This is a genomic window from Secundilactobacillus similis DSM 23365 = JCM 2765, assembly GCF_001311075.1.
Lineage (GTDB): Bacteria > Bacillota > Bacilli > Lactobacillales > Lactobacillaceae > Secundilactobacillus > Secundilactobacillus similis.
The window spans coordinates 1-14,403 of the sequence record NZ_BBAD01000031.1 but is presented as its reverse complement, the minus strand read 5'-3'; the positions used below and the strand labels follow the sequence as shown (position 1 = coordinate 14,403).

Sequence of the window (14,403 nt, the reverse complement as noted above, 5' to 3'; positions counted from 1 at the left end):
ATGGATACCAGTCAGATGACGAGCATGAGTCACATGTTTGCGAGTGATCCGAAATTAACGTCGATCACGGTGGACCCAACGTTATTTAACACAAGCAAGGTCACTGATATGAGTCGGATGTTTTGGGGCGACGGTGCGCTGGTGGATATTGACCTGACACCATTTGATACCAGTTCGGTCACCAACTTTTACGGCATGTTTGAAAGTCTCGGTGCAATAAAATCCCTAGACGTGAGCGGCTTTGATACGAGCCAAGCAACGAACATGCAGCAGATGTTCTACGGCACGTCGTCACTCGAAAATTTAGATGTTTCGAACTTTGATACCAGCAAAGTTACCAATATGAATTCGATGTTTGAAGATGCCGGTAACCGCAATGCCAAGCTCGTCTTAAACGTCAGCGATTTTGACGTTGCCCAAGTGACCGACTTTGGCTCGATGTTCTTTGGTGCAGGCATCCAAATTTTAAACGTTAAATACTGGCAGATGTCACCTGACGCCAACACCTCAAGCTGGTTGGGACAAATGGACAACCTCTGGCAACTCACCGTTGGTCAGCACGTCAAACTGACGGATGCGAAACTCCCGGATGTCCCAGAAGCGGGCACCCCGATTCCACCACACACGAGTGACCAGTTGGGTAATCCAAACCTCGTTAGTGGCATCGAACAAGATGGTCAGTTTGTTACCGGGTGGGAAATGATTTCTTCCGGTACGATCACCGATCCGGAAGGGCCAGTTTGGTCGACAACGCAGCTCATGGATCTGTATAAGGGTAACGGCATCGGCGCGCCAATGACCTACGTGTGGTCACAGCCAGTGCTCAACTTCTACCAGCCAATCGATGTGGCGACCGGTCAAATGGTACCGGACAGCGAAAAGGTCATTTTGGACACTTATGGCGCGTTAGTGGACGTTAATTTGGATGATTTGGCAGTTAACGGGGTGATCCCGGATGGTTACCATGCCGCCACTGGCACGGAACTGGGCAGTTATAAACAGCAAGAGAAGGGGTTGGCATCTCGACGAATGGGACTCGGTTTAAGATTTACGTGGCGGCGGATGCCGTACCGATCACTACGGGTGAAATGACCGTTTCTCGGACGATTGCATTTACGAGCGATAATCCAAATGCTGACTTGCCGGCAACGGTCGTGCAGCAGGTCGTTTACCGGACCGCGACCGATCCAACTACGAATCAGACTGGCTATACGCCAACCAGTATTTTTGCCGAGTACGATGTGCCAACGTTAGCAGGCTACACGGCGGACACGCAGACGGTGGCGGCGTCCGTGCCAGCGGGAACCTTCACTGCGCCGCAGGATTCAGTGGTCACGGTCAATTACACCGCGCATCCGATGGTGTACGGCACTGATACGGCGATGCGCCGAATCACCTTTGGCAGTGAAGACCCTAAAGCTAAGGTACCGGGCAACGTCATTCAAACGGTGATCTACAAGACGGCAACGGATACGGTGACGGGCAAAACGGTGTATACGCCGATGGGGGTCCTACCAGAATACGAGGTGCCAGAATTATCAGGCTATACCCCTAGTGTGCCAACGGTTAAGCAGATTACGCTTGTCCCATCGTTCAATTCACCAGAGCTTTGGATTGATGCGGTTTCCTATTCCCCTAATCCGGTCACGTATGGCACTGCAACGAGTACCCGGACAATTACGTTTACTAGCGATAACCCAAATGCTGAGTTACCAAACGATGTGACGCAAACAATCACTTACCGCACAACCACGGATAAGTTGACGGGGAAGACGGTGTACACGCCGGCTGGGGCGTACGCGGGTTATGAAGTGCCGGAATTGACAGGTTATGTGGCGGATCAAACAAGCGTTGCGCAACTAGCGCCGGGCGCCACGACTATTGAACCAACGGATAAGGTGGTGACGGTGAACTACACCGCTGATCCGGTAACGTATGGTACTGCGACTGCGACTCGGACGATTACGTTTACGAGTGATAATCCGAATGCTGAGTTACCGGCAACGGTTGTTCAGACGGTGCCTTACCGCACAACGACTGATTCGGTGACGGGCGAGACGGTGTACACGCCAACCGGCGCGTACGCCGGCTATGAAGTGCCAGAATTGGCCGGCTACGTAGCTGATCAAACGAGTGTTGCGCAAGTTGCACCGGGTGCCACGACTACAGCGCCGGCCGATAGTACGGTAACGGTGAACTACACCGCTGATCCAGTGACACATGGCACCACAACTGCGACCCGGACGATCACGTTTACGAGTGACAATCCGAACGCAGATTTACCAAACGATGTGACGCAGACGGTTACTTACCGCACAACCACGGATAAGCTGACGGGGCAGACGGTGTACACGCCGGCGGGGGCATATGCTGACTATGATGTACCGGAATTATCAGGCTACGTAGCCGACCAAGCAAGCGTTGCGCAACTGGCACCGGGCGCCACAACCACTGCACCAACGGACAGCGTCGTGACTGTGAACTACACGGCTAACCCAGTGACGCATGGCACCACAACTGCCACCCGAACGATTACGTTTACGAGTGACAATCCAAATGCAGACTTGCCAACGGACGTTACCCAAACGGTCACGTACCGCACGGCAACCGATACGGTAACGGGGAAAGTGGTGTACACGCCAACTGGTGTGTATGCTGGTTATGAAGTGCCTGAGTTGACGGGTTACACCGCTGACCAAACGGCTGTGCCACAAGCCACACCGAAGGCGACAGTTACGGCACCAACTGATGCCAAAGTAACAGTGACTTACACGGCCTCACCGTTAGACCACGGGACAGCGACAGTGACCCGGACGATCACGTTTGTGGATCAAGGAACTGGTAAAACGTTAGCCCCACCAATCGTTCAGACGGTACCGTATAAAACGGTGACTGATCCGGCGACTGGTGAAACGGCTTATACGCCGGTCGGCTTGTACGCGACCTACGATGTGCCAACGATTAACGGCTATGAAACGTCACAAACCGTAGTGCCACAAGTTGTGCCGGGGACGACGATGACAACGCCCGCTGATTCGGTGGTTGAAGTCGATTACAAGCAGGTCGTAACTGAAACAACACCAACGGAGACGAACGAAGCTGCCGTTCCGCCGACTACTGAGACGACAACGCAGACGGATACGCCAACAACGTCGAGTCCGGTAACGGAAAATGCAACCGGGGTTCCTGAAACGACACCGAGTGAGACGGTCGCTCCAACGACTGATCATGAGACAATGACCACGAGTGATAACAGTACTGCACCGGCAGCAACTCAGCCGGCAACGTTAGCGGATGAACCAGCAAATAGTCAGTCGGTTACGGATGAGACAGTGACAACGCCATCAACTGTGGCTGGCAACGAGACTATTCCAACAACTGAACAAGCGCAGTTGCCACAAACGGGTGATCAGCAGTCAGCTAAGGGATGGGTTGCAGTTGGTTTGACCGCGTTATTAGCCGAATTAGGCATGGCACTTGGCTTTGGCAAGAAGAACCGGCAGCATTAAGGTTATTGATTAAATTCATTTTTCAAGTGATACCCGTCAACTAGAACGCTAAAAAAACAGGATTGAAATTCTTAGATGGTTAAGAATTTCGATCCTGTTTTTAGTCACTGGGGAAGAAACTAAAGCTTAACGTTCCCGCCGTTTCTTAACTTCGATGCCTAAGAAACCGGCAACCGAAAGGAGTAACCAGCCCGCGAGTGAGGCTTGAGCGTACCGCGCTTCTCTAGTTTGTGGGAGGGTGGCCGCTTTAGTTTGAGCGGTCGTTTGACTCGCCGTTGAAGCAGTCCGCAGATTAGGGCGCTGACTAGTAGCGGCTAAATTGACAGTCTGCTGCGTATTCGACGATTGCGCATCGGCGTTCGTCAAGTTTGACTGCGTTGTCGTGGCGTTGGGTTCAGTTGACGGTTCCGGTGTGCGTGAGTCAATCCCCGTCCCTGGTTCGGCGGTTCCCGGCGTTATTGCTGTTTCTGGCGACGTCGGTTGAACCGGCGTGGTTGGCACAGTTGGTGTGATTGGCGTGTTCGGTGTTGCCGGTTCCGTTGGTGTCGTCGGTGTTGCCGGTGTATCGGGACCAGTCGGGTTAATCGGACCAGTTGGCTCGGTTGGCGTTACCGGGTTATCGGGACCAGTCGGGTTCTCCGGCTCCGTTGGTTGCGTTGTGGTGTCCGGTTCCGTTGGCTCAGTCGGCCCCGTTGGCGTGGTTGTCTTCTTCTGGTAGTAGACGTTGATCACGGTATTTTCCGAATCGGGCGTCACGGTCAATGCAGCAACGATTGCCTGATCAGGCGCTTGGTAACCAGCTGCACTCAAATCCGGTGAGGTCACTTCGGCTAAGCTTTGGTTGGCCAAATTCCAGTCAGAAGTTGTCGCAACGTGCGTAGTATCATCCGTCGTTACGGTCCGCGTAAACGTTGCGGTTTGAGGAACGGCTGGCGCAACCACCGCATTGGTGTCCTTATCCAGATAGTTGATCGTTCGAGTGACCGTCTTAGATTCGGTTGTCGTTGAGGTACTGTTGTGATCGTATAGCACGTTGATCACGGTATTTTCAGTAGCACCGGTGACGGTTGAACCAGCGATGACGGCTTTATCAACGGTGTCATAGCCGTAATCGGTAGGAGCTGGTGAGGTGACCGCATCATAGGCCGTTTTGGCCGTGGCAGGCAGCCAAGCTTCCGCCAGCACCTTGGTGTCAGCGATTCGGTCTGCGTTGGTGTCGTAGCCAATTAAATCGCCCGTTGCGGCGTCTAATAATTCGGTGGCCGTTAAGTCAACGGACTGAGTATTTGCGGGTGCGACGACAATGCTGTGGTCTTTGGCATCCAAATAGTTGATGGTTTGAGTCACGGTTTTGTTAAGGGGGTTCGTGGTTCGAGCGGTCTGGTAAAGGACGTAGTAGTCCGTGATAACGCCCTCTGTTTGTGGCAGTGAAACCGTCAGTGAATCAGCCGCAATCGTGTTACCGGTAACCTTGTCTGGCAGGGTGTAGCCGGCTGGCACGCTCTGTAGCATTTCGTATCCCGGAATATCTGGGGTCGGCGCCGTTTCGGTGTTCGCACCAGTCGGTTTGTAGATGGTGCCTCTTTGGGCCGGACTCAGGTATTGGCCAGTATCGATGTCGAGATAGTGATAAACTGCTACGGCGTTTGTGGAGAGCTGAATACCGTTTGGAACGGAGGTTTGGGTATAAGTTTGAAGTTGACCATTCTCTTTTTTAAGCACTTCGCCGGTAGTTAGGTCTAGCGCTGATACGGTCGTCGTGTTAGGCACAAATTCATTTTCAAAGTCGAAACTAGTCACAATCTGAAATACTGGTGGGATATCATTCATTGCCCCACCGTAATAGGTTTTAGTGGCTTGGTCTGCGGCATCAACACTTGTATCAAATTGGGCCTCCACACTTTGACTTGTAGAAAGGCCAGTAGTCGCAATGGATACGTCTTTAGCGCTAAAATTGTAGTAAACCAAGTAACTGCCATCAGGTTGCAAAGAGTAGGCCATGCCATCAAAGTTAAGCGCTTCGAGATCCTGCAATGAGGTGCCATCAGGTGCTTCATGGGTTGCATCACTAACTGTTGTGATGTAGAAGGGGTGAATGTTGTACTCGTCCCCGTTGTCAACTCGTACCAGTTGATTAGATTCAGAATTCGCGACAAACCCCCAAGTTTGAAGTTCACCACCGGTCAGTTTGTAGAGTTTATCTGCAGAAATTTTGTAGGCAAACTGGTAGACGTCTTTTTGAATTGTGTCACCTGTTTTCCCATTTGATGCTTGAAGTTGGGCCAAAACATCAGGGGTTGGAATAACTTGTTGGTAAATCATGTTAGACACCTGCACGTTATCGGCACTAGGTGACTCAGCAAGAAAGTCTTGTTGCCACTTGGTTAATGGAATCGTTTGGACTGCTTGAAAGTTGAATTTGTAGCTGTTAATCACTTCATTTTGCGGGTTAGTGACAGTTAGGGTGTTGGAAAATGGCATTTGTTTGATAATAGCGGGATCTGTGTTTGAGTTAATGTCCATAATCCAAGGCCCGTTAAAGGCTAGATAGCCATTACCGATAAGTGCGTGTTGAGTTGGGTCATATTTATCACTTACTGTAAAGACGAGTTTATTATCTGACAGGACAATACTCCCAATTTCGTTACCGTTTTTGTTACCATCGAACACGGAAGCACCGACGTCTGCACCGCTTTTTTCGATTTGTGTAATGAAGTCGGGATTACTAGGATCTGGTAAAACCGTCAGCGTTGCAATGTCATAACTCTTACCCGCAACAAGGTCATCAGCCGAAATGTTAAAGGCGCCATCGATGCCCATCCGGTAATAGCGGTTTCCCTCAACGTCAACTTCGCCGGGCTCAACCGTGTTACTTTGGCCGACTAAAACGTCCAAATGCAGGTTGGTTACGGCGTCGGTCGCTTGTTGGCTAACAGCGTCTACTCGGACCACTTTCTTAATCGCAGTTGGGGTCGGTGTGACATTGATTGAGTCAATTTTATCGGTGTCAGATTGTGGTGTTTCATCTTTGGTGATGGCGTCAGTGGCTGGTGTGGTAGCTTGGGGTGATTCGGTTGATTTTGTAATTCCAGTAGTTGTTTGAGTATCTGCTGGTACTTCAGCATCACTCGTTGGTGCTGGTGTTGCCGGCGTTGCAGCCGGTGTTTCGCTTTGAACCGGTGTGTCAGACGATGAGGCATCGGTTGGTGGCACCTCAGCTTCAGTAGTTGTCGCAGTTCGCAACGTTGCCTGATTGTCAGGCGTACTTGAGCTATCCGTTGATGTTTCAGTGGACGCATCCGTCGATGTTTCATCCGTTGCCGCGTGCGCCGTAATTGCCACGCCCCCAATCAGCAACGCGCTGGACAAACTCATGAAGACCCAAAATTTGCCAGCCTTAAACATTTTATAGTGTAGCTTGGTGTTATTACTTGTAAGCTTTGACATAGTGTTGACCTCCCCCAGATCAAATCATGTGACGCCTATCGATCGATTAGTTTTGAAACTAAACTTATCATAGCATAGAACGTTGAAAACGGTTTCTCAGTATCCAGTGATGTATTGAAATAAAGTGTCGTGCTAGTATGCGGGTGCACAAAAACAGCGTTACGAGTCCGTAATTGGAGACGTAGCGCTGTTTATTTTGCAGTTTAATTCTAACGCTTACCAGATATTAACCCGGTCTTCCGGTTTCCGGTACATCTTGTCGCCCGGTTGAACATCGAAGGTCGTAAAGAAATCTTCGAGGTTTTGCACCTGAATGTTGGCCCGGAGTTTAGCTGGGGCGTGGACGTCGATCGCCAACAGGAGTTCTTCGCGTTCATTGGTGGCTTTTGAGCGCCAGATAGCGGCCCAGTTAAGGAAGAAGGCCTGCAAGTCAGCGTCTGGTTCACCCTTAGCGGCTTCCAAAGCGCAACTCAAGCCACCACCATCAGCAATGTTTTCGGAAACGGTCAACTTGCCGTTCACGGTTTTGCCAGCGAATGGCAGGCCGTCAAATTCCTTGATCATGGTCTCAGCCAGTTCGTGGAAGTGTTGGTTATCCGCTTCGGTCCACCAGTTGTTTAAGTTCCCGTATTCGTCAAACAGGGAGCCGTTATTATCAAAGGCGTGTGAGATTTCGTGCGCAATCACGGCGCCAATACCACCAAAGTTTTCGCTGGACGATTGCTTCAAGCTGTAGAACGGTGCTTGGAGAATCGCGGCGGGGAAGACGATGATGTTGTGGAATGGGTGGAAGTAGGCGTTGACGGTGTGCGCACTCATTTCCCAACGAGTACGGTCAACGGTTTGATTCCACTTGGCGAATTCATCAGTGTTGCGGATACGCGTGAAGGCCATGACGTTACTCAACACGGAACCACCATCGGCAGCTGTGGTAACGGCGAACTTGCTGTAAAGCGGATCGATTTGGTCGGGGTAGCCGACTTGGATGCCGAGCTTATCCAACTTAACGATGGCCTTATCCCGGGTAGCCTTGCCGAGCCAAGTGTTGGCAGCTAAGCGCTTCTTGTAGACGTTGACCATCTTGACGACCATATCGTGGACGTCTTGTTTGGCGGCTTCACCGAAGTATTTGCGACCATAGTAATCACCGACAACTTGGTCAAAGACACCGGTTGCGAGGTCGTACGCCGCTTTTTCTTGACTGCGGGCTTCCTTCCGGCCAGAAAGGGCGCGACCGTACTGGGTTGCGGTTTGGCAAAATTCTTCGCTAAGGTAGCTGGACAAGCCGTTCACCGTTTTAACCAGTAACCAACTCTTCATGGCATCGAAGTTCTCATCGGTCAAGAGGTCGTTGAGCGCGTCAAAGTAGGCGGGTTCTGGCGTGATGATGACTTTCGGGGTGTCACCAACCAACGTGGTAATGGCCGTCTTCAAATCCAGCTTCGAAGTGCTACCCGCAATCTCATTAAGGGAACGGGGGTTGTACATCTTGCTGTAGTCGGCGCCTTCTTCAGCGGACTTCACGTGTGGCGCAACCAAGCGGTCAAATGCCGTGGCACCATCGATGATCCGTTGCGCAGCAGCGTCATCGTAACCCGCTAATGTCAAGAGGGCACTCACCATGTTGGTGAAGATCGGCATCAACTGTTTGGCTGCCTGATTACCTTCTTCATAGTAGGTCTTATCAGGTAAGAAGAGCCGGGGACCGCTCGCAAACAGCGCGTACTGGGTCGAGTTCTTCATATCGGAATCAATTTCGAGGTTAAACGGCGTTGGCAAGCCGGTTAAGATCCAGTCGGCCAATTGGTCACTCAAATCTTGGTAGTTAGTTAAGGCTTCGATGCGGTCAAGGTAGGGTTTCAGTGGCGCAGCGCCATCGGCTTCGCGTTTTGCAAAGTCGCTGGTTAACGCGTAAAACTGTTTGAACGCTGCCATTTCAGCGTTTTGGGGTTCTAGTTTGCCTGCGAGTAAGTCGCTAAAGTCGCTCATTAAGGTTTTTTCAATGTTATCGGCCAGGTCGGTAAAGCCACCGGTCGTGGAGTGGTCGCCAGGAATGACGGCAGTTTTCAGCCATTCGCCGTTGACGGCCTCGTATAGGTCTTGTTTGATCAAGTTCGAATCAAGTTTAGTTGACATTCAGTTCCCTCCAAATGATGCAATATGCTTATATTATACTGCTATGTGGCGTATTTTGGTGAACGACTGCTTGCGAAAATCAGGGAATTCGACTGATGGTTGGATAAGCGAGTTAATTAACCGTTGTGTTAACTGGCATAACCGTTAAAATAAGATTAAGAACTTTTAATCAGACGGAGGAATCAACCATGACAACCTTTACGAACGGTAACATTTTTACCGGCCAAGACGCCACAAGCTTTGTGTCGGCGATGACGCTGGAAAACGGTCGGGTCACCTGGGTGGGTGATGCGGCGGATGTTACGGATGATCAGGCCATCGACCTGCACCAACAAACGGTCCTACCCGGGCTGCTAGATGCGCATACCCATCCAAAATACATTGCGGATGCCTTGCACGGGGGCGCTTGTACGCCACCGCACATCAACAGCATTGCGGATATGCAGGCCGCGCTACGCCAGTCCCCTGAATTCGGCAAGGGCGCGAACGTTTGGCTGGAAGGCTGGGGCTTTGATGAAACCAAGCTAGCCGAACACCGGACACCGACGGTTGATGATTTGGACGCGATTACGACTGAGCAACCGATTTTCATTTACCGGTCAGATTGTCATTCATCGATCGGTAACTCGAAGGCGCTTGAATTAGCGGGTATCACCGCTGAGACGCCGGATCCTAAGGGTGGCGAGATTGGGCATTTTCCGGATGGTCGGCCAAATGGTATATGAAGGAAGTCGCCGCTTCACAATTGTTGATTCGGGCGAAGTCAGCGCAAAACTATGAAGCAGACGTCACTAACATGGTGAACACCTCAACGCACTACCTCGAAAACGGGTTGGTGGCGATTGGTGAACTGATGGGGCGTAAACAACCTTACGATACGTTGGATTTGTACGAAGACGCGATGAAGCGGGGCTTTGAACCGCAGAGTGCGATTTACTACGTTTGGAGCGAAATTAAGGATTTGAAGGATCCGATTGGAACGCCTGATAACGATAAGCTGTCGATTGCCGGGGTGAAGGTGTTTATGGACGGCAGTATTTCCGGCGAAACGGCTTGGAATAAGGTGCCTTATCCGAGTGGTAAGAATGGCGTGCAGTTGACCACGGGTGAGGAGTTGCTGGCGGCGGTGACCTTTGCGCGGGACCATCACTTACAAGCGGCGGTGCACGCGATGGGTGATGCGGCCATTCAATTGATTTTGGATACCACGCAGGATCTGACACCATGGCTGGAACATGGGCCATCAATTCGTATCGAACACGCCACGCTGTTGAGCGATGAGATGCTGGCACAGATCAAGGCGGCCAAGATGAACTACGCGTTGGTCACGCAGCCGATTTTTTACTTTGCGGAGGATGAGTCGTACCGGACGTATTTGAACGACGACCAATTTAAAAATGCTTACCGGATCAAGTCGATGATTGCGACGACGCGAACGGCATTGAGTTCGGATGCGCCATGTACGCCGTGGTTTGAACCGGATAGCCCATTTATTGCCATGCAGGCGGCGGTTAACCGGACGGCGGTCAACGGTGACGTGGTCAATTTGGATGAGGCAATCTCGATTGGTGAAGCTGTACTGGGGTACACCAAGTGGGGCGCTGAAGTTGGTGGTTTAACGGATAGCGGCCAGTTGCAACCGGGATTCCGGGCGGACTTCGTCATCTTGAATCAGGATCTGTTTAGCGTACCAGCTGATCAGATCGGTCAGACCAAGGTTCTGTCGACGTGGATTGGGGCTAAAAAAGTCTACGAACGTTAGGCGGGAAACTATCCGTTAGCTGTGAAATATGCTACGATAAAGTTAATAAAACCATGGGGGTGGTTATGATGTTTGAGAAGATTTTGGTTCCGTTGGATGGCAGTGAGAACGCCTTTAAGGCGCTAGCAACCGCGTTTGATCTCGCCAAGCATTATGACTCAAAAATTTACGCAGTGGTGGTCGCAAACGATCAGAGTTACACACAGTACGGTGCAATTTTCGGTGACGACATTATGGCGCACATGAAGGAACAGGCGGAAGTCACCCTTCAAGAGGCTAGAAGCCGGGCGGAAAAGCAGGGCGTTGACCTAGTGACGATGTTTGAAGTTGGCATTCCAAAGATGGCAATCGCGGACTCGTTACCAGACCGATTAGAGACCGATTTAACCATCATCGGCAAGTCTGGGGTCCACGGCTTGAGCCGGGCGATTATGGGCTCAACGACGGCTTATGTGACTAGACGGTCGATTACGGCGGTGATGGTGGTGGGAGATTAGAGAGCTAGAGAGCGGAGCAAGGCGGTTAGAGAGTGGAGCGTAAGCGACTTTTGCCAGAAACCCCGGTTTTTGGGGTTTGTGGCGGAAGTTGCTTACGTGCAACTCTCTGCCTTGCGGAGCTCATTTCGGCGCAGGCTAATCAATATTGTAACGTTAAAAAACTTCACTATATGACTGGTTAGCGAAACACGACAATTTAAGTGGCGTCGAAAACTAGGTAATCGGAGTGCACGTCGCCCTCACCACTCATTACCAGATAACCAACTAAACAATAAACGACAAAAGAGAATGCTGCGATGGTGAGCGGCATTCTCTTTTTGATGTGGTGGTTTTTATGTCGATTAATGATTGGTTGAGTTGTGGTGATACCGTACTGGCGTTAGTGCGTTTTGTGACTTGAGTGCTTGAGGCAACGAGTACTACTTCCATATTGAATTTCGGCGCCTCTGGGACTGTTTTGTTGGTGCTGTTGGCTATATGGTGGGATTGCCATTGGAACTGCATTTTGGCAACTGCGCCGAAACGTGCTCCGAAAAACTGAAAGCTGCATGTAAGGGCGACCCACAAAAAGTCGTCAAGCCCACGACTTTCTGCGGGTCGCCCTTACACTCCGCTTTCAACCCGTTTTTCTCCGCACTCTGGATAAAAAAAGCCCCACAATTCAGTCACCAAATTACTTTGGTCATTGAACTGTGGGACCTTTCAGCTGTAAGCAAGAAGAATTACTTCTTAGTGCTCTTAAGCCATTGTTGCAAGTTTGAAATTTCTTTTTGGCGCTTCGCGTCCTTCTTTTGGTTCACTGGACGGCGACCTTGTACGCCATGTGGATGTGCTTTTCTCATGATATCTAACCCTCACTTTAAATATGATAATCAATCATTTAACTATTCTACCTCAGAGTTGGGTGAAAAATCAAGGGGGTTCGCCGGGATTTTCCAGTAATGGGGTAGTCGGTAAATTAAGGTAAAGCGGCGCCAACGTGATGGTCATGCCGTTAGTAGCGAATTGTTAAATTCAGATGACAGGCAAAAATAACGATTTTGTAATTAATCTGTTGGTTCTACAGTGCTAAAATCGGAATGTGCTATGATTAGGGCCATAAGGTGGGATATGAGAAATGATAACAACAACTAAAACGGTGCAGCGACGTGGCTGGCAGAAATGGTGGCCGGCGCTCGTTGTACTACTTGGCGCCTTGTTAGTATGGGGCGTTGCCCATGATGACCGGCTGTACCAGCAGCCCCTCATGGTAATCACTTCAGTACATACAACCGCAGTTGATAAACAGAGCGACCAGTTTGATAACGTTGATCATCAGGTGACTCAGCGACTTCACGGGACGATTACTAATGGTCGGTATCGTGGTCAAAAAATGACGATTGAGAACGTTTATTTAAAATTCCAGTCGACAACGCAGGCTTATCACCAAAACCAGCGGGTATTTTTAACCCTTCATCATCAAAAGGGCAAGTTAACCGCAACCGTTTCGGGACCGAAGCGTGACGTGGCATTGGCATTTACGGCGTGGGTCGTGATTAGTATTTTACTGGTGTTAATGCGCTTCAGTGGGTTCATGGCGCTGGCTAGCGTCCTCGTGAACGGGGGCTTGTTTTGGCTGGCAGTCAGGTGGAACACGAACACGCAGGGCGGCATGGTACTGCTGATTTTTAGCGGTTTAGCGATTTTATTCGCGGCGTTGACGTTACTGATCGTGATTGGTTGGAATCAGCAGATGGTGATGACCTTCCTGACGACGTTAATTGGGACCGGAGTATCGATCGTGGTCGCACTATGCGTCTTTGCGTTAACTCACGAACACGGCGTTTACTACGAGTCGATGCAGTACGTGACGCAGTTGCCACGACCGTTGTTCCTAGCAGAAACGCTACTGGGATCACTGGGAGCGGTCATGGATGAATCAACCGATATTATCGCGTCACTGATGGCGTTAAAGCAGGAACAACCCGCAATCTCAGCCAAGCAGATTTTCAAATCCGGACGGCAAATCGGCGGCGAAATTATGGGACCGCTGGTTAACGTGCTGTTCTTTATTTTCGTGGCAGATACCTTACCGTTAGCCTTGCTGTATTTGAAAAATGCGAACTCCTGGGGCTACACCTTCAATATGACGATGTCGCTTGGGGTGATTCAGAGCTTGATCAGCGGCATCGGGATTGTGTTAACGGTGCCGGTTGCTTGCGGGATCACGAGTCTATTGATTGGAGGTAAGCGGCCATGGGCACGATTACGGCACTAGGGTTAGTTTTACTGGTTTGCATGGTTGCGGTTGGCGGTGGTCAAGGGTTTCAGGCGTTTTTAAGCTTGTTATTTAACTTTGGCGCACTGTTCTTCGCAATGGTGCTGATGGCGTTTCACTTTTCACCGGTCCTCGTCACATTGGTCACAAGCATCATTGTGTTAGCCATGACGATTTTTCTTGGTGGCAGCGACTCGGACAGTACGATGGTGGCGTTCTACGCGTCAATCGTGGTGCTGTTACTGTTAGTTGCGTTGATTATTCCGGTGGAACACTGGGCGCAAATTCAAGGGTTCGGTCAGGAAGACAGCGAAGACTTGGAAGGCATGTCAACGATTTTGGGTATTAACTACTTAGAAATCGCGATGTCGACGGCTATTTTGAGTACGTTGGGTGCGATTGCGGAAGCGGCAATCGCCATTTCAGCGGGTTTGGCGGAGATCTTGGCACAACACCCGAAAATTAGCCTAAAAAACCTGCAGGGCGCGGGTTTCAAAGTAGGTAGTCAGATTATCGGCACAACCTTCAACACGCTGTTCTTCGGCTTTTTTGGTGGGTTCTTAGCGTTGTTTATCTGGTTCGCCGGCGTGCACTATTCAATTGGTGATATTATTAATGATAAAATTTTTGTGAGTGAGATTTTGATGGTGCTGTTTTCGATGCTGTCGGTGATTGCGACGATTCCACTGACGACTTGGGCGATGGTGGGGTTTGAGACGCGAAGGCGTAAGAGTGCGGAGAGAAGCGGTTAAAGAGCGGCGTGTAAGGCGACTTCCGTGAAAGCGCCTGGGCTTT

Annotated in this window: 7 protein-coding genes and 1 pseudogene; 6 read left to right on the top strand and 2 right to left on the bottom strand. The window is 50.6% G+C overall.

Features of this window, described 5'->3' with window-relative positions; genetic code table 11:
* Positions 1-1,092 carry a BspA family leucine-rich repeat surface protein gene (locus JCM2765_RS08445; protein ID WP_369404062.1) on the top strand — a complete coding sequence of 364 codons (1,092 nt, stop codon included), beginning with the start codon at positions 1-3 and terminating at the stop codon, positions 1,090-1,092.
* Entirely contained in the window at positions 1,053-3,509 is a 2,457-nt protein-coding gene (locus JCM2765_RS08440; RefSeq protein WP_156301738.1) for a mucin-binding protein, read from the top strand. Before JCM2765_RS08445 ends, JCM2765_RS08440 begins: the two co-directional genes overlap by 40 nt.
* A 126-nt stretch (positions 3,510-3,635) precedes the next feature.
* Here the strand turns inward: JCM2765_RS08440 and JCM2765_RS08435 are convergent, their stop codons facing one another.
* Both JCM2765_RS08435 and JCM2765_RS08430 read right to left on the bottom strand, forming a co-directional pair.
* A complete protein-coding gene (locus JCM2765_RS08435; protein ID WP_054736007.1) occupies positions 3,636-6,956 on the bottom strand; it encodes a mucin-binding protein in 3,321 nt (1,106 codons plus the stop codon).
* A gap of 216 nt (positions 6,957-7,172) precedes the next feature.
* Positions 7,173-9,092 (bottom strand): M13 family metallopeptidase, encoded by a 1,920-nt coding sequence (locus JCM2765_RS08430; protein WP_054736005.1) that lies wholly within the window; start codon positions 9,090-9,092, stop codon positions 7,173-7,175.
* Positions 9,093-9,280: 188 nt separating this feature from the next.
* Here JCM2765_RS08430 and JCM2765_RS08425 point away from each other — a divergent pair.
* From JCM2765_RS08425 to JCM2765_RS08410, 4 genes and pseudogenes are all read left to right on the top strand, one after another.
* Positions 9,281-10,854 (top strand): annotated as a pseudogene (locus JCM2765_RS08425) (amidohydrolase).
* A gap of 65 nt (positions 10,855-10,919) precedes the next feature.
* Entirely contained in the window at positions 10,920-11,351 is a 432-nt protein-coding gene (locus JCM2765_RS08420) for a universal stress protein (RefSeq protein WP_369404061.1), read from the top strand.
* 1,117 nt (positions 11,352-12,468) lie between these two features.
* Positions 12,469-13,608, top strand: coding sequence for a YibE/F family protein (locus tag JCM2765_RS08415; RefSeq protein WP_054736002.1), 1,140 nt, complete (start codon positions 12,469-12,471; stop codon positions 13,606-13,608).
* Positions 13,587-14,360, top strand: coding sequence for a YibE/F family protein (locus JCM2765_RS08410; protein ID WP_054736000.1), 774 nt, complete (start codon positions 13,587-13,589; stop codon positions 14,358-14,360). The genes JCM2765_RS08415 and JCM2765_RS08410 overlap by 22 nt, the downstream gene beginning before the upstream one ends.
* Positions 14,361-14,403: the final 43 nt, after the last annotated feature.

Coding starts and splice junctions, on each gene's coding strand:
- JCM2765_RS08445 (WP_369404062.1), top strand. CDS start 1: ATGGATACCAGTCAGATGACGAGCATGAGTCACATGTTTGCGAGTGAT.
- JCM2765_RS08435 (WP_054736007.1), bottom strand. CDS start 6,956: ATGTCAAAGCTTACAAGTAATAACACCAAGCTACACTATAAAATGTTT.
- JCM2765_RS08430 (WP_054736005.1), bottom strand. CDS start 9,092: ATGTCAACTAAACTTGATTCGAACTTGATCAAACAAGACCTATACGAG.
- JCM2765_RS08420 (WP_369404061.1), top strand. CDS start 10,920: ATGATGTTTGAGAAGATTTTGGTTCCGTTGGATGGCAGTGAGAACGCC.
- JCM2765_RS08415 (WP_054736002.1), top strand. CDS start 12,469: ATGATAACAACAACTAAAACGGTGCAGCGACGTGGCTGGCAGAAATGG.
- JCM2765_RS08410 (WP_054736000.1), top strand. CDS start 13,587: ATGGGCACGATTACGGCACTAGGGTTAGTTTTACTGGTTTGCATGGTT.